The 19,064-nt window shown below is 64.2% G+C and carries 15 protein-coding genes; 7 read left to right on the top strand and 8 right to left on the bottom strand.

All coding sequences use genetic code 11. The annotated features are described in order from the left end of the window. Positions 1–107: 107 nt before the first annotated feature. The 3 genes from F464_RS0124430 to F464_RS0124420 all read right to left on the bottom strand — a co-directional run bounded on the left by F464_RS0124430 (position 108) and on the right by F464_RS0124420 (position 2,507). Positions 108–1,514, bottom strand: coding sequence for a PhoH family protein (locus F464_RS0124430; protein ID WP_018992486.1), 1,407 nt, complete (start codon positions 1,512–1,514; stop codon positions 108–110). A gap of 37 nt (positions 1,515–1,551) precedes the next feature. Beyond that, positions 1,552–2,016 (bottom strand): peroxiredoxin, encoded by a 465-nt coding sequence (locus tag F464_RS0124425; RefSeq protein ID WP_018992485.1) that lies wholly within the window; start codon positions 2,014–2,016, stop codon positions 1,552–1,554. A gap of 113 nt (positions 2,017–2,129) precedes the next feature. Beyond that, a complete protein-coding gene (locus tag F464_RS0124420; protein ID WP_018992484.1) occupies positions 2,130–2,507 on the bottom strand; it encodes an Mth938-like domain-containing protein in 378 nt (125 codons plus the stop codon). Between the two features lie 165 nt (positions 2,508–2,672). On the opposite strand from F464_RS0124420, the gene F464_RS0124415 reads away from it, so the two are divergent. The 3 genes from F464_RS0124415 to thrC all read left to right on the top strand — a co-directional run bounded on the left by F464_RS0124415 (position 2,673) and on the right by thrC (position 6,902). Beyond that, complete coding sequence (locus F464_RS0124415; protein ID WP_018992483.1) at positions 2,673–3,971, top strand: pyridoxal phosphate-dependent aminotransferase; 1,299 nt, start codon at positions 2,673–2,675, stop codon at positions 3,969–3,971. Positions 3,972–4,016: 45 nt separating this feature from the next. Further along, positions 4,017–5,327, top strand: a complete 1,311-nt coding sequence (locus tag F464_RS0124410; protein ID WP_018992482.1) for a homoserine dehydrogenase — start codon at positions 4,017–4,019, stop codon at positions 5,325–5,327. A 129-nt stretch (positions 5,328–5,456) separates the two neighbouring features. Next, positions 5,457–6,902, top strand: coding sequence for a threonine synthase (thrC, locus tag F464_RS0124405; RefSeq protein WP_018992481.1), 1,446 nt, complete (start codon positions 5,457–5,459; stop codon positions 6,900–6,902). Positions 6,903–6,958: 56 nt separating this feature from the next. On the opposite strand, the gene nadC is transcribed toward thrC, so the two are convergent. Then, on the bottom strand, positions 6,959–7,807 hold the full coding sequence (gene nadC, locus F464_RS0124400) for a carboxylating nicotinate-nucleotide diphosphorylase (RefSeq protein WP_018992480.1): 849 nt from the start codon (positions 7,805–7,807) through the stop codon (positions 6,959–6,961). A 101-nt stretch (positions 7,808–7,908) separates the two neighbouring features. Here nadC and F464_RS0124395 point away from each other — a divergent pair, with 101 nt between their 5' ends. Then, positions 7,909–8,832 (top strand): DMT family transporter, encoded by a 924-nt coding sequence (locus F464_RS0124395; protein WP_051092356.1) that lies wholly within the window; start codon positions 7,909–7,911, stop codon positions 8,830–8,832. Between the two features lie 151 nt (positions 8,833–8,983). Here the strand turns inward: F464_RS0124395 and F464_RS0124390 are convergent, their stop codons facing one another. The 4 genes from F464_RS0124390 to F464_RS0124375 all read right to left on the bottom strand — a co-directional run bounded on the left by F464_RS0124390 (position 8,984) and on the right by F464_RS0124375 (position 15,497). Further along, complete coding sequence (locus F464_RS0124390) at positions 8,984–10,489, bottom strand: bifunctional ADP-dependent NAD(P)H-hydrate dehydratase/NAD(P)H-hydrate epimerase (RefSeq protein WP_018992478.1); 1,506 nt, start codon at positions 10,487–10,489, stop codon at positions 8,984–8,986. A gap of 221 nt (positions 10,490–10,710) precedes the next feature. Then, complete coding sequence (locus F464_RS0124385; protein WP_018992477.1) at positions 10,711–12,249, bottom strand: SpoVR family protein; 1,539 nt, start codon at positions 12,247–12,249, stop codon at positions 10,711–10,713. Then, positions 12,246–13,514, bottom strand: coding sequence for a YeaH/YhbH family protein (locus F464_RS0124380; protein ID WP_018992476.1), 1,269 nt, complete (start codon positions 13,512–13,514; stop codon positions 12,246–12,248). The genes F464_RS0124385 and F464_RS0124380 overlap by 4 nt, the downstream gene beginning before the upstream one ends. 60 nt (positions 13,515–13,574) lie before the next feature. After that, positions 13,575–15,497, bottom strand: coding sequence for a PrkA family serine protein kinase (locus F464_RS0124375; protein ID WP_018992475.1), 1,923 nt, complete (start codon positions 15,495–15,497; stop codon positions 13,575–13,577). Between the two features lie 271 nt (positions 15,498–15,768). Between F464_RS0124375 and tig the strand changes: the two genes are divergently transcribed. From tig to clpX, 3 genes are read left to right on the top strand one after another with little or no spacing between them, the layout of a single operon-like run. After that, positions 15,769–17,076 (top strand): trigger factor, encoded by a 1,308-nt coding sequence (gene tig, locus F464_RS0124370; RefSeq protein WP_018992474.1) that lies wholly within the window; start codon positions 15,769–15,771, stop codon positions 17,074–17,076. A gap of 19 nt (positions 17,077–17,095) precedes the next feature. Continuing rightward, complete coding sequence (gene clpP, locus F464_RS0124365) at positions 17,096–17,734, top strand: ATP-dependent Clp endopeptidase proteolytic subunit ClpP (RefSeq protein ID WP_026296291.1); 639 nt, start codon at positions 17,096–17,098, stop codon at positions 17,732–17,734. A gap of 17 nt (positions 17,735–17,751) precedes the next feature. Further along, positions 17,752–19,020 (top strand): ATP-dependent Clp protease ATP-binding subunit ClpX, encoded by a 1,269-nt coding sequence (gene clpX / locus F464_RS0124360; RefSeq protein WP_018992472.1) that lies wholly within the window; start codon positions 17,752–17,754, stop codon positions 19,018–19,020. Positions 19,021–19,064 lie beyond the last annotated feature (44 nt).

Here is a 19,064-nt window from a genome sequence, read left to right as displayed (position 1 = left end):
GCGCATTATAGGGCGCATCCCGGCAAGCCGGGATGATCCAGGGCAAATTCCCGTTACGTCTCAGGGGGATTTCCGGGGCAGGGCGGGCGCCGCTGCCCCGGCGGGCGTCAGAGTACTTCGGCGGCGTGGTCGGCCAGGCGCGAGCGCTCGCCGCGTTGCAGCGTGATGTGGCCGGAGTGCGGCCAGTCCTTGAAGCGGTCGACGACGAAGGTCAGGCCCGAGCTGCCTTCGGTGAGGTAGGGCGTGTCGATCTGCGCGATGTTCCCGAGGCACACGACCTTGGTGCCGGGGCCGGCGCGCGTGATCAGCGTTTTCATCTGTTTGGGCGTCAGGTTCTGCGCCTCGTCGATGATCAGGAACTTGTTGATGAAGGTGCGTCCGCGCATGAAGTTCAGGCTCTTGATCTTGATGCGCGAGCGGATCAGGTCGCGCGTCGCCGCGCGGCCCCAGTCGCCGCCTTCGCCCGCCGTGCCGTTGAGCACGTCGAGGTTGTCCTCGAGCGCGCCCATCCACGGCGCCATCTTCTCTTCCTCGGTGCCCGGCAGGAAGCCGATGTCCTCGCCGACCGGCACGGTCACCCGGGTCATGATGATCTCCGAGTAACGCTTGGCTTCGAGTACCTGCGTCAGGGCTGCGGCGAGCGTGAGCAGCGTCTTGCCGGTACCGGCCTGGCCGAGCAGCGTGACGAAGTCGATCTCCGGATTCATCAGCAGGTTGAGGGCGAAGTTCTGTTCGCGGTTGCGCGCCGTGATGCCCCACACGTTGTTCTTGTTGTGGGCGTAATCGATCAGCGTCTCGATCAGGACGGTGCGCCCGTCCCGTGCCTTCACCCAGGCCTGCAGCGGCGATTCGCCGTCCTGGAAGACGAACTCATTGACCATCATGCTGGTCACGAGCGGACCCTTGATGCGGTAGTAGGTCCTTCCTTCCTCTTTCCAGGATTCCATCCCCTTGCCGTGGGTGTCCCAGAAATCGGTCGGTAGTTCGCTCCAGCCGGTATAGAGGAGATCGGTATCCTCCAGCACCTTGTCGTTGAAGTAGTCCTGCGCGTCGAGGCCCAGCGCGCGGGCCTTGATGCGCATGTTGATGTCCTTGGATACCAGGATCACCGAGCGCTTGGGGAAGCGCTCGGCCAGATGCATCACGACGGCGAGGATCTGGTTGTCGCCCTTCGCGGTCGGCAGGGCCGCCGGCAGGGCCATGTTGATCGCTTCGGTCTGCAGGAAGAGCTTGCCCGTCGCCAGTTCCCGCGACGGGGTCTTGAGGTCGATGCCGTCGGCGATGTCGGCTGCGCACGAACTCACGATCTCGTCCATCGTGCGGCTCGCCTGCCGCGCATTGCGGGCGACTTCGGACATGCCCTTCTTGTTGTTGTCCAGCTCCTCCAGCGTCATGATCGGCACGAACACATCGTGCTCCTCGAAGCGGAACAGGCTGGTCGGGTCGTGCATCAGCACGTTGGTGTCGAGGACGAAGAGCTTGGTGTTCCGGCTGCTGGGCGCGCGTTTGGTCATGGAGTGGGTGATGCTCGTGGCGTCGGGTTGAACGGGGTTACAGGCTCTTCACGAAATCCAGCACTTCCTGCGCGTGGCCGGCCACCTTCACGCCGCGCCATTCGCGCCGGATGGCACCTTCGGCATCGATGACGAAGGTACTGCGCTCGATGCCGCGTACCTGTTTCCCATACATGTTTTTCATCTTGATGACGCCGAAGGCGTTGCACGCCGTCTCTTCGGTGTCGGAGAGCAGCTCGAAGGGCAGGCCGAGCTTGGCCTTGAAGTTCTCGTGCGACTTCATGCTGTCGCGCGAAATGCCATACACCTCGCAGCCGGCGGCCTGGAATTCCGCATGGCGGTCGCGGAAGTCGGCGGTCTCGTTCGTGCAGCCGGGGGTGCTGTCCTTCGGATAGAAGTACAGGACGAGCTTGCGCCCGCGCAGTGCCGAGACGGTGACACTCGCGCCGCCGGTCGCGGGGAGGGTGAAGTCGGCCGCGGAAGCCGGGTTTGTCGTGTTCATGGGGCTCTCCGTTGTCGGTTGTCGCAGTCAGCGTAGCGGACGAGCCGGGTGAATGACAACGGCTGCGTGATGCGGATGGCGCTGCCGGCGGTGTTCCGGCTGCGCCCCTGTCCTCAGACGGGGTCGAAGAGCAGCGCCGCCACGACCGAGCGTCCCTCGGTGACAAGGATGTTGTAGGTGCGGCAGGCTGCGGGCAAGTCCATGATCTCGAAGCCGATGCGCGCCTCGATCAGTGGGCGCAGCACCTGCGGCGTCGGGAAGCGCTGGCGGCTGCCGGTGCCGATGAGCACCACTTCGGGCCTCAGTTCGCATACCGCGGCGAAATCGTCGGCGCTCAGGCCCGCGAAGCCGCCCGGCGCCCAATCGGCGACGATGCGGCCGGCAGTGACCAGCGTGTTGCCGTCGTGCCGCTCCTTGTTGATCATCAGATGGTCCGTGCCGTAGCCGGTTACGACGTTGAGATCGGCGTTCTGTTCGAGATTCAGCTTCATGGGTTTCGCTCGGTCGGCAAAATTGCCGGGGGATACAGGCTTGGATAAGATACATTCTTTTGGTTTTCCGGCCCACCGGCAGCTGCATGCCCGTGCGGCCCGGGGCCAACGGCGCGCCGGGAGTCCGGCGCAGAGTGGAACATGCGAAAGAAAGGACGGAGTGCGATGAGCGTCGAGCCGAAACTGCGGGTTGCTGTCCCGCCCGAACAAACGAAGGGGCAGCCCGAAGCCCCGCGGCTCCCGCAGGTCCGCAAGTCTGCCAAGCTCGCCAATGTCTGCTACGACATCCGCGGCCCGGTCCTCACGCGTGCCAAGCAGATGGAAGACGAGGGGCACAAGATCATCAAGCTGAACATCGGCAACCTCGCCTCGTTCGGCTTCGATGCCCCCGAAGAGATCCAGATGGACATGATCCGCAACCTGCCGAATTCAGCCGGCTATTCGGATTCCAAGGGTATCTTCGCGGCGCGCAAGGCCGTCATGCACTACACCCAGCAGAAGCAGATCAAGGGTGTGACGATCGAAGACATCTACATCGGCAACGGCGTGTCCGAGCTGATCGTGATGGCGATGAATGCGCTGCTCAATGTCGGCGACGAAGTGCTCGTCCCCGCGCCGGACTACCCGCTGTGGACCGCGGCCGTGAGCCTGTCCGGCGGCCGTCCCGTGCATTACCTGTGCGACGAGGCAAACGGCTGGCTGCCCGACCTCGCGGACATGCGCGCGCGGATCACCCCGAACACGCGCGCCATCGTCGTCATCAACCCGAACAACCCGACGGGCGCCGTGTACCCCGACGAGATCCTGAGCGGCATCATCGACCTCGCGCGCGAATTCGGCCTGATCGTGTACGCCGACGAGGTCTACGACAAGGTCCTCTACGACGGCGTCACCCACACGTCGATGGCAGCCCTGTCCGAGGACGTGCTGACCCTCATCTTCAACGGCCTGTCGAAAAACTACCGCTCCTGCGGTTACCGCGCCGGCTGGATGGTCGTGTGCGGCGACAAGCGCCACGCGCAGGACTACATCGAAGGCCTCAACATGCTCGCCTCGATGCGCCTGTGCGCGAACGTGCCGGGGCAGTATGCGATCCAGACTGCGCTGGGCGGCTACCAGAGCATCGACGATCTCGTCTCCGAGGGCGGGCGCATGCGCCGCCAGCGTGACCTCGCCTACGAGCTGATCTCCGCGATCCCCGGCGTCAGCTGCGTCAAGCCGAAGGCGACGCTGTACATGTTCCCGAAGCTCGATCCCAAGATGTATCCGATCGAGGACGACCAGGCCTTCATCACCGAGCTGCTCGAGCAGGAGCGCGTGCTGCTGGTGCAGGGTACGGGCTTCAACTGGCCGCACCCGGATCACTTCCGCCTCGTGTTCCTGCCGCACGAAGACGACCTGCGCGACGCCATCGGGCGCGTCGCGCGCTTCCTCGAAAGCTATCGCAAGCGGCACGGCACCTGAAGCACCCCGTTTCACCCATCTGAATACAAAACTCAACGAGTTCTTATGAAAGCGATCAATGTTGGCCTGCTGGGCATCGGTACCGTCGGTGGCGGTACCTTCACCGTTCTGAAACGCAACGAGGAGGAAATCACCCGTCGCGCCGGTCGCCCGATCCGCATTACCGCAGTGGCCGACAAGAACCTGGAGCTCGCGCGCAAGATCGCCGGCAGCGGCCCGCGCCTGACCGACGACGCCTTCTCCGTCGTCACCGATCCCGAGATCGACATCGTCGTCGAACTGATCGGCGGCTACGGCGTCGCGAAGGAGCTGGTGCTCAAGGCGATCGAGAACGGCAAACACGTCGTCACCGCCAACAAGGCCCTGCTCGCCGTGCATGGCAACGAGATCTTCGCCGCCGCCCAGCGCAAGGGCGTCATGGTGGCCTTCGAGGCCGCCGTCGCGGGGGGCATCCCCATCATCAAGGCGCTGCGCGAAGGCCTGTCGGCCAACCGCATCCAGTGGCTCGCGGGCATCATCAACGGCACGACCAACTTCATCCTGTCGGAGATGCGCGACAAGGGGCTGCCCTTTGCCGAAGTCCTCAAGGAAGCGCAGGCACTCGGTTACGCCGAAGCCGATCCGACCTTCGACATCGAAGGCATCGACGCCGCGCACAAGGCCACGATCATGAGCGCGATCGCGTTCGGCGTGCCCATGCAGTTCTCCGCCGCCCACGTCGAGGGCATCACTGCGCTCGACAGCGTCGATATAACCTATGCCGAACAGCTCGGCTACCGCATCAAGCTGCTGGGCATCTCGCGCATGCGCCCGGAGGGCATCGAACTGCGCGTGCATCCGACCCTGATCCCCGCCAAGCGCCTGATCGCCAACGTCGAGGGGGCGATGAATGCCGTCGTCGTGTACGGCGATGCCGTCGGTGCGACCCTCTATTACGGCAAGGGCGCCGGCGCCGAGCCGACCGCCAGCGCGGTGATCGCCGACCTCGTCGACGTGACCCGCCTGCACACCGCCGACCCCGAGCACCGCGTGCCGCACCTCGCGTTCCAGCCCGACCAGGTGCGCGATCTGAAGGTGCTGGCGATCGACGAAGTCATCACCTCCTACTACCTGCGCATGCGCGTCGAGGACAGGCCGGGCGTGCTCGCGGACATCACCCGCATCCTCGCCGACAGTGGCATCTCGATCGAGGCGATGATCCAGAAGGAAGCCCCCGAGGGCGCCTCCCAGACCGACATCATCATGCTGACGCACGAAACGGTCGAGAAGAACGCCAACGCTGCGATCGCGAAGATCGAAGCCCTTCCCGTCGTGCAGGGTCCGATCACGCGCCTGCGCATGGAAAATCTGCAGTAATTGCCCCGTGCGGACCCGCGCGTCGACTTTCCGGGGCGCGGGCGCGACGGCAGGCACGGTCGCATGCGGAAACCTCCGCGTCGCCGTGCCTTCGTCCTTTGACGAACACACCAATCCAAGGATCTGCCCGTGAAGTACCTGTCCACCCGCGGCCACGCCGCCCGTCCCGAGTTCTGCGACATCCTGCTTGGCGGCCTCGCGCCCGACGGTGGCCTGTACCTGCCCGAGAGCTACCCGCAGATCACGCGCGCCGAACTCGACACGTGGCGCGGCCTGTCCTACGCCGAACTCGCCTTCGCGATCCTGTCGAAGTACATCACCGACATCCCTGCCGCCGACCTGAAGGCGATCTGCGACAAGACCTATACCGCCGATGTCTATCGCTTCGTCCGTCCCGGCGACAACGCGGCCGACATCACGCCCGTGCACTGGCTGGAGCCGGGCCGCTTCGGCCTGCTCGAGCTGTCGAACGGCCCGACGCTGGCGTTCAAGGACATGGCGATGCAGCTTCTCGGCAACCTGTTCGAGTACGTGCTCGACAAGCGCGGCGAGACGATCAACATCCTCGGTGCGACATCCGGCGACACCGGCTCGGCGGCCGAGTACGCGATGCGCGGCAAGCACGGCGTGACCGTGTTCATGCTGTCGCCGCACGGCAAGATGAGCGCCTTCCAGCGCGCGCAGATGTATTCGCTGCAGGACGCCAACATCTACAACATCGCCGTCACCGGCATGTTCGATGACGCCCAGGACATCGTGAAGGCCGTTTCGAACGACGCCGCATTCAAGGCGAAATACAAGATCGGTGCGGTCAATTCGATCAACTGGGCGCGCGTTGCGGCCCAGATCGTGTATTACTTCAAGGGCTATTTCGCGGCGACACAGTCGAACGACGAGCAGGTCGCGTTCTGCGTGCCTTCAGGCAACTTCGGCAACATCTGCGCCGGACACATCGCGCGCCAGATGGGCCTGCCGGTCTCGCGGCTGATCCTGGCGACGAACGAGAACGACGTCCTCGACGAGTTCTTCCAGACCGGCGTGTACCGTCCGCGCAAGGCCGCGGAAACGCACGTCACCTCGAGCCCGTCGATGGACATCTCCAAGGCGTCGAATTTCGAGCGCTTCATCTTCGACCTCGTCGGCCGCAATCCGCAGCGCGTCGCCGAGCTGTGGAAGGCGGTTGATGCCGGCGGGGCGTTCGATCTCGCCGCCAGCGGCGAGTTCGCCGACATCCTGAATTACGCCTTCGTCTCCGGTCGCAGCACCCATGCCGAACGTCTCGTAACCATCAAGCAGGTGTTCGAGACCTATGGAACGATGATCGACACGCACACCGCGGACGGGATCAAGGTGGCCTGGGACTGTGCCGACTCGGTGCCGGCCGGCGTGCCCCTGCTGGTGCTCGAAACCGCGCTGCCCGTGAAATTCGCAGAAACGATCCGCGAGGCCCTCGGCCGCGATCCCGAACGTCCCCCGGAACTCGCAGGTATCGAAGCGCTGCCGCAGCGGGTCGAGGTGATGGCTCCCGACGTCGACGTGATCAAGCGATTCATTGTCGGGCATCTCGAAGCATAAGCACCGGCGGAAGGCGCGGGTAGGCCGGCCGGATGGCCGGTACCCGCGCCGGTGCATCACTCCTCGATGTGGCGCAGCGACAGATCGAGGGCGCGGACGTCCTTGGTCAGGCTGCCGATGGAGATGCGGTCGACGCCGGTTTCGGCGATGGCGCGCACCTTCTCCAGGATCACACCACCCGATGCTTCGAGTTCGGCGCGGCCAGCGGTAATGCGTACCGCCTCACGCATCGTCGCGAGGTCCATGTTGTCGAGCAGGACCATCTTCGCGCCGGCGGCCAGCGCTTCCTCGAGCTGTTCGAGGTTCTCTACCTCGATTTCGATGAACACGTTCGAGGGGGCGATCTTCTTCGCTTCCTCCATCACGCGGGCGACGCTTCCTGCCGCGATGATGTGGTTTTCCTTGATGAGGATGCCGTCGTAGAGGCCGACGCGATGGTTGGTGCCGCCGCCCACTGCGACGGCGTATTTCTGCGCCAGGCGCAGCCCGGGCAGCGTCTTGCGCGTATCGACGATCTTCGCGCCGGTGCCCGCGACCGCGTCGACGAAGCGGCGGGTGACGGTGGCGGTGCCCGACAGCAGTTGCAGGAAGTTGAGCGCGGTGCGTTCTGCCGTGAGCAGTACCCGTGCGTTGGCGACGACGTCGCACAGCGCCTGGCCTGCCTCGACGCGATCACCGTCGCGCACGTGCCAGATGATCGTGGCAGCGGAGCTGAGCGCCGCGAAGGCGGCGTCGAACCAGGCCGTGCCGCACACGACCGCCTCCTCGCGCGTGATCACCCGGCCGCGGGCGTCCGTGTCGGCAGCGATCAGGCGTGCGGTCAGGTCGCCGGTGCCGACGTCTTCGGCGAGCGATGCGGCGATGTTGCGCTGAATTTCGATGCGCAGTTGTTGTGACAGGTTCATGGCGATCGCGGCTCGGTATGATGAAACTCAAATTTTAGCGGTTCCGCCGCAGGCCGGGGCAATCGTGCCTCGAAGGCGGAGCATTGTAGTCGGGAGTGGAAGTGAGAGCGCGTGACCTATCCGAACTGCTGATCCTTGCCGCGCTTTGGGGCGGCTCGTTTCTCTTCATGCGCGTTGCCGCTCCGCAATTCGGCCCCGCGGCGCTGATCGAACTTCGGGTCGGCCTCGCAGCCCTGTTGCTGTTGCCCGTGCTGGCGTGGCGCGGCAAGCTCGCCCTCCTGTGGCGCAAGGCCGGGCCGCTGTTCTTTGTCGGGGTGACGAACTCCGCCCTGCCTTTCGTGCTGTACGCCTGGGCCGCGCTGTCAGTCACGGCCGGTTTCGCATCTGTCGTGAACGCCACGTCGCCACTGTTTGCCGCTCTGGTCGCGTGGGTGTGGCTCAAGGACCGCCTCACGGCCGGGGCAACCGTCGGCCTGCTGGTCGGCCTGCTGGGTGTCGTGGTCCTCGTGTGGGGCAAGGCTTCGTTCCATGCCGGGGGCTCGGGCTGGGCGGTGGCCGCCTGTCTTGCGGCGACGCTCAACTACGGCATCGCGGCGAATTTCACCAAGCGCTACCTCTCTGGCGTGGATCCGATGGCGATCGCGACCGGCAGCCAGTTCTACGCCGCGCTCGTGCTCGCGCCCTTCGCCGTCTGGCTGTGGCCGCAAGCGATGCCTGCACGAGACGCCTGGATCGCCGTTCTCCTGCTCGCGTTTGCCTGTACCGGCGTCGCGTACGTCATGTACTTCCGCCTGATCGCACATATCGGCCCCGCGCGCGCGATCGCGGTCACCTTCCTGATTCCGGTCTTCGGCATGCTGTGGGGGGCGATGCTGCTCGACGAGGCAGTCACCTTCAACATGCTCGCGGGCTGCACGGTAATCCTCGCCGGGACAGGACTCGCGACCGGAGCGATCCGCCTGCCTCGCGGCCGTTCGACCGCGATACGAAGTTGCCCGGCGGACAGACCCTCTGGGTCCCGATGAATAGCCGCACGAACGGGGCGTCGTAGCGCTTGCTCGCGGTGCGGAAGATCTGGCACAGCGCTTCGGCCGGTACCTCGGCCTCGCGCCTGGCGATGACGGGCGGAGAACCGGCGCTTGTCGGGAAAGTCACCGCTCGCGCCGGTTACGGCATTCAGTGCCCCTTGGTCGCCTGGATCGTCCACGCATTGAAGATGCCGCGCGAAGCCTCCGCGACCTCGCTCGCCGTCAGGCCTACCGGGCCGATGCCTTCGCGCGCGAGCCGGTCGGCTGCCGCGCCGTGCAGATGTACCGCCGCGATGAGGCCGGATTCGGCCGACCACCCTTGTGCGATCAGGCTCGCGATCAGTCCGGTCAGCACGTCGCCCATGCCCGCGCTTGCCATGCCGGGGTGGCCGGTGCTGTTGATCAGCCAGCGGCCGTCCGGCGTCGCGATCACGCTCCCGCTGCCCTTCAGGACCACCGCCGCGTTGAAGGCCCGTGCGAGTTCGAGGGCGCTCGCGACACGATCGCTCTGGACGCCGGCCGTGTCCGAGCGCAACAGGCGTCCTGCTTCGCCGGGGTGTGGCGTCATTACGGTGGGCGCCTCGCGTGCGGCGACGAGAGCGCGCAGGCTTTCCGAGGCGGCGACGATGTTCAGGGCGTCGGCGTCGAGCACGATGGGACGTGGCCGCCGGATCGCCCGTTCGAGCAGCGCAGCGGCGGCCTCGCCATGGCCCAGCCCGGGGCCCAGCGCGAGAACGGTCGCATGTTCGATCACGTCGTCCGGACGCTGCAGCATCAGTTCGGGCTGTGTGAAGTCGACCGCCGGCGCCGCGTCATCGACCAGGCCGGTGAGTACCCGGCCGCAGCCCAGTTTCAGCGCCGCACGCCCCGCGAGGAGGGCCGCCCCGGTCATGCCTCTTGCTCCGCCGATGATTCCGACGTCGCCGTAGCAGCCCTTGTGGGTGTTCTGCAGGCGTTGCTTGAGGAGAGGCTTGAGGATCCCGGGCTGAATCTGCAGGCCCTTGGGCGGCAGGTAATCCGGCGGATCGATGTCGAGCCGGTGCACGTTGACGACGCCGGCGATATCGGGCCCGTCGTGAGTGAGGAGTCCGGGCTTGAGTGCCAGGAAGGTCAGCGTCGTGGTCGCGTGGAAGACCGTGCCCAGCACTCGTCCGGTGTCGGCGTCGAGTCCGCTCGGGATGTCGATTGCCAGCCGCGGTGCATGCTGTGCGTTGAGCGTCTCGATCCACTGCGCATGCCGCCCGCTTACGGGGCTGCGCAATCCGATGCCGAACAAGGCGTCGACCACCAGAGCCCAGCCGTTTGCGGGCGCTGCAGGGAAATCTGAGACGGTTTCGCCACCGGCTGCGCGCCATGCCGCAAAGGCGGCCGCGGCCTCGCGCGGCAGTTTCGCCGCGTCGTCGGCAAAGGCGACGGTAACGTGGCGTCCCGCCTGCAGCAGGCGGCGCGCCATCACGAAGCCGTCCCCGCCGTTGTTCCCGGGGCCGCAGGCGATCAGTACATGCCCCGCGCGGTCCTGCGTCAGACGTACGGCTTCCTCTGCGGCGACGCGGCCGGCACGCTCCATCAGGCTAGGTTGCGCGTGCGGTGCGACCAGCGCTTCGATGGTACGGATGCCGTCTACCGGGTAGATCGGTTTGGGCGGCAGGAACATGGAGCCTCCGACGGGAAGGGAAATACCCGATTCTAGCCCCAGTCGGATTTATGACGGCAATATGCGATCTGCGGTACCGGGCAGACTTGCGTCATGCGAGGCGCCTGCATGCCGATGCGGATCGAGTCTGCCGGCGCCCCGAAAGACGAACGCCGGTGCGTCGATCCGACGGGCAGGCGTTTCGTGGCGTCGTGCCTGCGAAGGCCATTCGCGCGGGGCGCCTAGTTCTCGGCCTGGCCGCGGCGCTTTTCGAGGCGCGTCTCCTGTACCAGTTCGACCGTCCCGTCCTCGTGCTGGGTTTCGAGCCGCACCGTGAAGCCCCACAGCCGCGCCATGTGCTTCATCACCTCGTCGATGCTGCCGCCCAGCGGTCGCTTGCGGTACTGCTGGTGACGCAGCGTCAGCGAGCGGTCGCCGCGCAGATCCACGTTCCAGACCTGGATGTTCGGTTCGCGGCTGCCGAGGTTGTACTGGTCGGACAAGATTTCGCGCACACGCCGGTACCCCATCTCGTCGTGGATCGCCGAGACCCTCAGCTTCGCTTCGTGTTCGTCGTCGAGGATCGCGAACATGCGGAAGTCGCGCATGATCTTCGGCGACAGGTATTGCGCAATGAAGCTCTCGTCCTTGAAATTCTTCATCGCGAAGTCGAAGGTGTCGCGCCAGTTGCTGCCGGCGATGTCGGGAAACCACGCCCGGTCTTCCTCGGTCGGATCCTCGCAGATGCGCTTGATGTCCTGCCACATCGCGAAGCCCAGCGCATACGGGTTGATGCCGTTGTACCAGCGCTCGTTGTAGGACGGCTGGTGCACGACGTTGGTGTGCGACTGCAGGAACTCCAGCATGAAGCTGTCCGCGAGCAGGCCTTCGTCGTACAGCTTGTTGATCAGCGTGTAGTGCCAGAAGCACGCCCAGCCCTCGTTCATGACCTGCGTCTGGCGCTGCGGGAAGAAGTACTGCGCGATCTTGCGCACGATGCGCACGACTTCGCGCTGCCAGGGTTCCAGCAGCGGTGCATGCTTTTCGACGAAGTACAGCAGGTTTTCCTCGGGCTCGGGCGGAAAGCGCGGGGCCGCGACCTTACCCCGCTTGGCATCGTGGATCGGCAGCGTCCGCCACAGCTCATTGACCTGGCTCTGCAGGTACTCCGTGCGCTCGGCCTGGCGCAGCTTCTCCTTCGCAAGCGACAGCTTGGGCGGACGCTTGTAGCGGTCCACACCCAGGTTCATCAGTGCATGGCAGGAGTCGAGCAGCAGCTCCACCTCTTCCTCGCCGTGCCGCTCTTCGCATTGAGCGATGTAGTTCCGCGCGAAGATCAGGTAATCGACAATCGCGTCGGCATTGGTCCAGGTGCGGAAGAGGTAGTTGCCCTTGAAGAAGCTGTTGTGCCCGTATGCGGCATGCGCGATCACCAGCGCCTGCATCGTCAGCGTGTTCTCCTCCATCAGGTACGCGATGCAGGGGTTCGAGTTGATGACGATCTCGTAGGCCAGGCCCATCTGGCCGCGTCGGTAACTCTTCTCCGTCGAGAGGAAGTGCTTGCCGAAGGACCAGTGGTGGTAATTCACCGGCATGCCGACCGACGCGTACGCATCCATCATCTGTTCCGAGGTGATCAGCTCGATCTGCGACGGATAGGTGTCCAGGTCGAAATTCGCTGCCACGCGCGCGATTTCGGCGTGGTAGGCGTCGATGGCCTCGAACGTCCACTCGGACGTCGCCGGCAGTTGCTTGACCTTCTTTGAGGTGGCGCGCTTCATACGAAATTCTTCTTGAAGAGTTCGCGAAACACCGGATAGATGTCTGCCGGTTCCTCGATGCGCTGCAGGGCGAAGTTCTTGTGCTCGCCCGACAGCTTCTCATACTCCCGCCACAGGTTCTGCGGTTCGCCCGGTGTGATCTCGATGTACGCGAAGTACTGGCACCACGGCAGGATCTGCGAACCCAGCAGCTCGCGACAGATCGGCGAATCGTTGTCCCAGTTGTCGCCGTCCGAGGCCTGCGCGCCGTAGATGTTCCAGGTGCCGTGCGCGTAGCGTTCGGCGATCACCTCGTGCATCAGCTTCAGCGCGCTCGAAACCACCGTCCCGCCGGACTCGCGCGAATGGAAGAACTCCTCCTCGTCCACTTCCTTCGCCACCGTGTGGTGACGGATGAAGACGACTTCGATCTGTTCGTAGGTGCGTGTGAGGAAGAGATACAGGAGCATGAAGAAGCGCTTCGCTGTGGCCTTCTTCTCCTCGTCCATCGAGCCGGAGACGTCCATCACGCAGAACATCACCGCCTGCGTCGTCGGCTTCGGCACGCGGATGCGGTTGTTGTAGCGCAGGTCGAAGCTGTCGATGAAGGGGATCGCCTCGATCTTCGCGCGCAGGCGCCCGATCTCGTCCTTGAGGTTCAGCGCTTCTTCGCAGTCCTCGCCCGACTCCTCGATGACCCTGTCCAGTTCCTTCTGCAGTTCGCGCAGCCGCGCGGAAAACGGCGAGCCGAGCGCCAGCCGGCGCCCCAGGGCCCCGCGCATCGAGCGCACGATGTTGATGTTCATCGGCGAGCCGTCCGACGTGAAGCCGGCGCGCTGGGTCTTGTAGTCCGAGATGCGCGCGAGCTGGGTGCGGACCAGGTTGGGCAGGGCAAGGTCGTCGAAGAAAATGTCGAGAAATTCCTCGCGCGACAGGTGGAACACGAAATCGTCTTCGCCCTCACCCTCGTTGCTCGCCTTGCCCTGGCCTCGTCCTCCGCCCCCGCCGGAAGGGGGGCGGTTGATCAGGTCGCCGCTGGCGAACTGGTCGTTGCCCGAAAAAACCTGTTCCCAAATGCCGCCCTTGCCATGCTGGAACTGCGGCTCGCTCAGATCCTTGGAGGGGATCGTGATCTGCTCGCCGTTGTCCAGATCGCGAATGGAACGATCCTGGATCGCGTCGTTCACTGCGCGACGTATCTGCTGCTTGAAGCGGCGCATGAAGCGCTGGCGATTGACCGCACTCTTCTTCTTGCTGTCGAAGCGCCGATCGATGATGCGGGTCATGTGAGTCTCCGGCAGGGATGCGGAACACCGTCCGGACGCCTTGTCCGGACGGCGCGTCGGTCACGACGACTTGCGGACCCGCAGATACCATTCGCACAGCAGTCGCACCTGCTTCTCGGTGTAACCCTTCTCGATCATGCGATCGACGAAGTCCTGGTGCTTCTTCTGGTCGTCGGCGCTCGCCTTCGCATTGAAGCTGATCACCGGCAGCAGCTCCTCGGTGTTCGAGAACATCTTCTTCTCGATCACGCCGCGCAGTTTCTCGTAGCTCGTCCAGCTCGGGTTCTTGCCGTCGTGCTTCGCCCTTGCGCGCAGCACGAAGTTCACCACCTCGTTGCGGAAGTCCTTCGGGTTGCTGATGCCGGCGGGTTTCTCGATCTTCTCCAGTTCGTCGTTCAGGGCCGAGCGGTCGAGGATCTCGCCCGTGTTCGGATCGCGGAACTCCTGGTCCTGGATCCAGAAGTCGGCGTAGGTCACGTAGCGGTCGAAGATGTTCTGGCCGTACTCCGAGTAGCTTTCCAGGTAGGCCGTCTGGATCTCCTTGCCGATGAATTCGGCGTAGCGGGGCGCCAGGAACTCCTTGATGTAACCCATGTAGCGCGCCTCGACCTCCTGGGCGTACTGTTCCTGCTCGATCTGCTGCTCGAGCACATACATCAGGTGCACCGGGTTCGCCGCCACCTCGCGGTGGTCGAAGTTGAACACCTTGGACAGTGCCTTGAACGCGAAGCGCGTCGACAGGCCGGTCATGCCCTCGTCGACGCCTGCGTAGTCGCGATACTCCTGGAAGCTCTTCGCCTTCGGGTCGGTGTCCTTGAGGTTCTCGCCGTCATAGATGCGCATCTTCGAGTAGATACTCGAGTTCTCCGGCTCCTTCAGGCGCGAGAGCACGGCGAACTGCGCCATCATGCGCAGCGTGTCCGGCGCGCACGGCGCCGCTGCCAGCGAACTCTCGAACAGCAGCTTCTCGTAGATGTGCACCTCGTCGGACACGCGCAGGCAGTACGGCACCTTCACCGTGTAGATCCGGTCGAGGAAGGCCTCGTTGTTGCGGTTGTTCTTGAACGCGACCCACTCCGATTCGTTCGAGTGCGCCATCACGATGCCGTCGAACGGGATCGCGCCGAAGCCTTCGGTGCCCTTGTAGTTGCCTTCCTGTGTCGCCGTCAGCAGGGGGTGCAGCACCTTGATCGGCGCCTTGAACATCTCGACGAATTCCAGCAGGCCGCGGTTCGCGAGGCACAGGCCGCCCGAATAGCTGTAAGCGTCGGGATCGTCCTGCGAATACTGCTCGAGCTTGCGGATGTCGATCTTGCCCACCAGCGACGAGATGTCCTGGTTGTTCTCGTCGCCCGGCTCGGTCTTGGCGACGGCGGTCTGCTTCAGTACCGATGGTCGCAGCTTGACGACGCGGAAGCGCGTGATGTCGCCGTTGAATTCATGCAGACGCTTGACGGCCCACGGGCTCATGATCGTGTTGAGGTAGCGGCGCGGGATGCCGAAGTCGTCCTCGAGCAGGCGACCGTCCTCGTTCAGGTCGAACAGGCCAAGCGGCGACTCGTGCACTGGCGAGCCCTTGATCGCGTAGAAGGGTACCTTCTCGATCAGCGATTTCAGCTTCTCGGCGAGAGAGGACTTGCCGCCGCCGACCGGTCCGAGGAGGTACAGGATCTGTTTCTTCTCCTCGAGGCCCTGCGCCGCATGGCGGAAGTACGAAACGATGTGCTCGATGACCTCTTCCATGCCGTAGAAATCACGGAAGGCCGGATAGATCTTGAGCACCTTGTTCGAGAAGATCCGCGACCGGCGGGGGTCGACGCGGGTATCGACCAGTTCGGGCTCGCCGATCGCCATCAGCATACGCTCCGCAGCCGTTGCGTAGGCCGAAGGGTCCGACCGGCACAGCTCCAGGTACTCCTGAATGGACATCTCCTCTTCGCGAGCAGCCTCGAAGCGGGCCTGATAGGCATTGAAGATCGTCATCTGGATTCCTCCTGTCTGGGGCGAGCCGTTGACCGACACCCGTCAGAGGGTGCGCACCGGCCCAAGTTCCGCGGTTTTTCTCATTCCATGCGCAAGTCCTCAGGCTTCATTCTGCCGCCGGAAGGACTCTGGAAGGAAGGGGCTCCTGCTGTGCTAGAATCGAAAACCTACTTTTTACGCGCTCCGTTCGCCCGTCGTAGTCGGGTGGGTGCCCCCGAAACCCGGCGGGTGCCTCGTGAGCAAACTTTGACTTGTCAGGAATCGTTACGTAATGCAGACCAACCAGGAAACGCTGGGCGCGCTGGAGCGCCGCATCGACATGTCCGTGTCCATGGCCGAGATCGACAAGGAAGTCGACGCTCGCCTCAAGCGCATGGCGCGTACCGTGAAGATGCCGGGTTTCCGGCCTGGCAAGGTGCCGCTCAAGATCGTCGCCCAGACCTACGAATCGCAGGCGCGCTCCGAAGCGATCGGTGCCGCGGTCGAAAAGGCGTTCGGTGACTCCGTACGCGAACAGAACCTGCGCGTTGCCGGTTATCCCCGCATCGAGCCGAAGGAAGCCGCGGCCGAAGGCACGCTGTCGTTCAGCGCCGTGTTCGAAGTCTACCCGCAGATCGAGCTGGGCGACCTGTCGCAGAGCAAGGTCGAGCGCCCGGTGCTGGCGGTCGGCGATGAAGAGGTCGACAAGACCATCGAAGTTCTGCGCAAGCAGCGCACCCGCTTCGAGACCGCCGAGCGCGCTGCTGCCGACGGCGACCGTGTCGTGATCGATTTCGCCGGCCGCAAGGACGGAGAACTGTTCGACGGCGGCCAGGCGCAGGATTTCCCGTTCGTGATCGGCGCCGGCTCGATGCTCAAGGATTTCGAGACGGCCGTGACCGGCCTCGCCGCGGGCGAAAGCAAGACTTTCGACATGACCTTCCCCGAGGATTACCACGCCAGTAACCTCGCCGGCCAGACGGTCCAGTTCGAAGTGACCGTGAAGCGCGTCGAAGCAGCCGTCCTGCCGGCGGTCGATGCGGATCTCGCCCGTGCGTTGGGTGTTGCCGACGGCGACGTCGCCAAGCTGCGCGACGAAGTCCGCGCCAACCTCGAGCGCGAGGTGAAGCGCCGCATCCAGGCCAAGATCAAGGAACAGGTCATGGACGCGCTGCTGTCGGCCAATCCGATCGAAGTGCCGAAGGCGCTGATCGATGCCGAGAGCCGCCAGCTGGCCGAAAACGCCCGGCGCGACCTCGAGATGCGCGGCATGAAGACCAAGGACATTCCGGTCGAAGCCGCCTGGTTCGCCGATCAGGCCGTGCGCCGTGTCAAACTTGGCCTGATCATGGCCGAACTCGTGAAGGCGAAGGAACTCTACGCCAAACCGGAGCAGGTTCGCGCACTGGTCGAGGAGATGGCCCAGAGCTACGAAGATCCGTCGGAGCTGGTACGCTGGTATTACGCGCAGCCGGAGCGTCTCGCGCAAGCCGAGGCCGTCGTGATCGAGGACAACGTGGTCGAGTGGGTCAGCTCGCAGACCCAGTCCACCGAAAACGCGGTGTCGTTCGACGAACTGATGGGTAACAACGCGGCCTGATGCCGCAAAGGTCCAAGGAATGAGCAACATGGCGCCACATTCGGGCAGCAGCTGGGATCCGGTAGGCCTTGGCCTGGTCCCGATGGTCGTTGAACAGAGCGGTCGGGGCGAGCGCGCCTACGACATCTATTCGCGCCTCCTGAAGGAGCGCGTGGTGTTTCTGGTCGGTCCGGTGAACGACGTCACCGCCAACCTGATCGTGGCGCAGTTGCTTTTCCTCGAGTCCGAGAATCCGGACAAGGACATCTTCTTCTACATCAACTCCCCCGGGGGGTCGGTGTCGGCGGGGATGGCGATCTACGATACGATGCAGTTCATCAAGCCCGACGTCAGCACGCTGTGCATCGGGCAGGCCGCGAGCATGGGTTCCTTCCTGCTGGCCGCCGGCGCGAAGGGCAAGCGTTTCTGTCTGCCCAACTCGCGCGTCATGATTCACCAGCCGCTGGGCGGTTTCCAGGGCCAGGCGTCCGACATCGAGATCCATGCCCGCGAGATCCTCAACATCCGGGCACGCCTCAACGAAATGCTCGCGAAGCACACCGGGCAGGCCATCGAGCGGATCGAGAAGGACACGGATCGCGACAACTTCATGTCGGCCAAGGATGCGGTGGAATATGGCATCGTCGACAAGGTCCTGACGACCCGCTCCGAAGCCTGACATACGAGAGGAAGACCATGACGGAAAAAAAGGCGGGCGGCGAAAAGCTGCTGTACTGCTCGTTTTGCGGAAAGAGCCAGCATGAGGTTCGTAAACTCATTGCGGGGCCGTCGGTCTTTATCTGCGACGAATGCATCGAGCTGTGCAACGACATCATCCGTGACGAGATCGCGCAGTCGACAGAGACGGAAGGCGGCAGCAGCAGCCTGCCCACGCCGGCCGAGATCTGCGAGATCCTCAACCAGTACGTGATCGGCCAGCAGCAGGCCAAGCGCAACCTGGCGGTCGCGGTATACAACCATTACAAGCGCCTGCGCCACATTTCGGGGCGCAAGGAAGACGTCGAGCTGTCGAAGAGCAACATCCTGCTGATCGGGCCCACCGGCTCCGGCAAGACGCTGCTCGCGCAGACGCTCGCGCGCCTGCTCAACGTCCCGTTCGTGATGGCCGACGCGACGACCCTCACCGAAGCCGGTTACGTCGGCGAGGACGTCGAGAACATCATCCAGAAGCTGCTGCAGAAGTGCGACTACGATGTCGACAAGGCGCAGCACGGGATCGTCTACATCGACGAGATCGACAAGATTTCGCGCAAGTCCGACAACCCGTCGATCACGCGCGACGTGTCCGGTGAGGGCGTGCAGCAGGCACTGCTGAAGCTGATCGAAGGCACTGTGGCGTCGATTCCGCCGCAGGGTGGCCGCAAGCACCCCAACCAGGATTTCATCCAGGTCGATACCACGAACATCCTCTTCATTTGCGGCGGTGCGTTCGACGGCCTGGAGAAGGTGATCCGCAACCGTACCGAGAAGATCGGCATCGGTTTCGGCGCCGAGATCAAGAGTCGCGAGGGCCGCGCCCTCACCGAGTCCTTCCGTCAGGTCGAACCGGAGGATCTCGTCAAGTTCGGCCTGATCCCGGAATTCGTCGGCCGTCTGCCGGTGGTCGCCACCTTGCAGGAACTCGACGAAGCGGCCCTGATCCAGATTCTCGTCGAGCCCAAGAACGCACTGATGAAGCAGTACCAGAAGCTGTTCGCGATGGAAGGCGTCGAACTCGAGATCCGTCCGGCCGCGCTGCACGCAGTCGCGCGCAAGGCCATCCGCCGCAAGACCGGCGCGCGTGGCCTGCGTTCCATCCTCGAGGCGGCGTTGCTCGACATCATGTACGACCTGCCCACGTTGAAGGCCGTGGAAAAAGTGGTCGTGGACGAGGGTACGATCGAAGAGGGCGCCCAGCCACTGCTGATCTACGCGGATCAGCCAAAGGTGTCGGGTTCCAACTGAACCCGGAAAAATTCGGTTCTAGGCGCCGCTTGATATTTCATGGT

The sequence above is a fragment of the Aromatoleum toluclasticum ATCC 700605 genome (assembly GCF_000378245.1).
GTDB classification, from domain to species: domain Bacteria; phylum Pseudomonadota; class Gammaproteobacteria; order Burkholderiales; family Rhodocyclaceae; genus Aromatoleum; species Aromatoleum toluclasticum.
This window is presented reverse-complemented; position numbering and strand designations above follow the sequence as displayed.

Excerpts from the sequence above, each read along its gene's own strand:
- F464_RS0124430 (WP_018992486.1), bottom strand. The coding sequence starts at position 1,514 with ATGACCAAACGCGCGCCCAGCAGCCGGAACACCAAGCTCTTCGTCCTC.
- F464_RS0124425 (WP_018992485.1), bottom strand. The coding sequence starts at position 2,016 with ATGAACACGACAAACCCGGCTTCCGCGGCCGACTTCACCCTCCCCGCG.
- F464_RS0124420 (WP_018992484.1), bottom strand. The coding sequence starts at position 2,507 with ATGAAGCTGAATCTCGAACAGAACGCCGATCTCAACGTCGTAACCGGC.
- F464_RS0124415 (WP_018992483.1), top strand. The coding sequence starts at position 2,673 with ATGAGCGTCGAGCCGAAACTGCGGGTTGCTGTCCCGCCCGAACAAACG.
- F464_RS0124410 (WP_018992482.1), top strand. The coding sequence starts at position 4,017 with ATGAAAGCGATCAATGTTGGCCTGCTGGGCATCGGTACCGTCGGTGGC.
- nadC (WP_018992480.1), bottom strand. The coding sequence starts at position 7,807 with ATGAACCTGTCACAACAACTGCGCATCGAAATTCAGCGCAACATCGCC.
- F464_RS0124390 (WP_018992478.1), bottom strand. The coding sequence starts at position 10,489 with ATGTTCCTGCCGCCCAAACCGATCTACCCGGTAGACGGCATCCGTACC.
- F464_RS0124385 (WP_018992477.1), bottom strand. The coding sequence starts at position 12,249 with ATGAAGCGCGCCACCTCAAAGAAGGTCAAGCAACTGCCGGCGACGTCC.
- F464_RS0124380 (WP_018992476.1), bottom strand. The coding sequence starts at position 13,514 with ATGACCCGCATCATCGATCGGCGCTTCGACAGCAAGAAGAAGAGTGCG.
- F464_RS0124375 (WP_018992475.1), bottom strand. The coding sequence starts at position 15,497 with ATGACGATCTTCAATGCCTATCAGGCCCGCTTCGAGGCTGCTCGCGAA.
- tig (WP_018992474.1), top strand. The coding sequence starts at position 15,769 with ATGCAGACCAACCAGGAAACGCTGGGCGCGCTGGAGCGCCGCATCGAC.
- clpP (WP_026296291.1), top strand. The coding sequence starts at position 17,096 with ATGAGCAACATGGCGCCACATTCGGGCAGCAGCTGGGATCCGGTAGGC.
- clpX (WP_018992472.1), top strand. The coding sequence starts at position 17,752 with ATGACGGAAAAAAAGGCGGGCGGCGAAAAGCTGCTGTACTGCTCGTTT.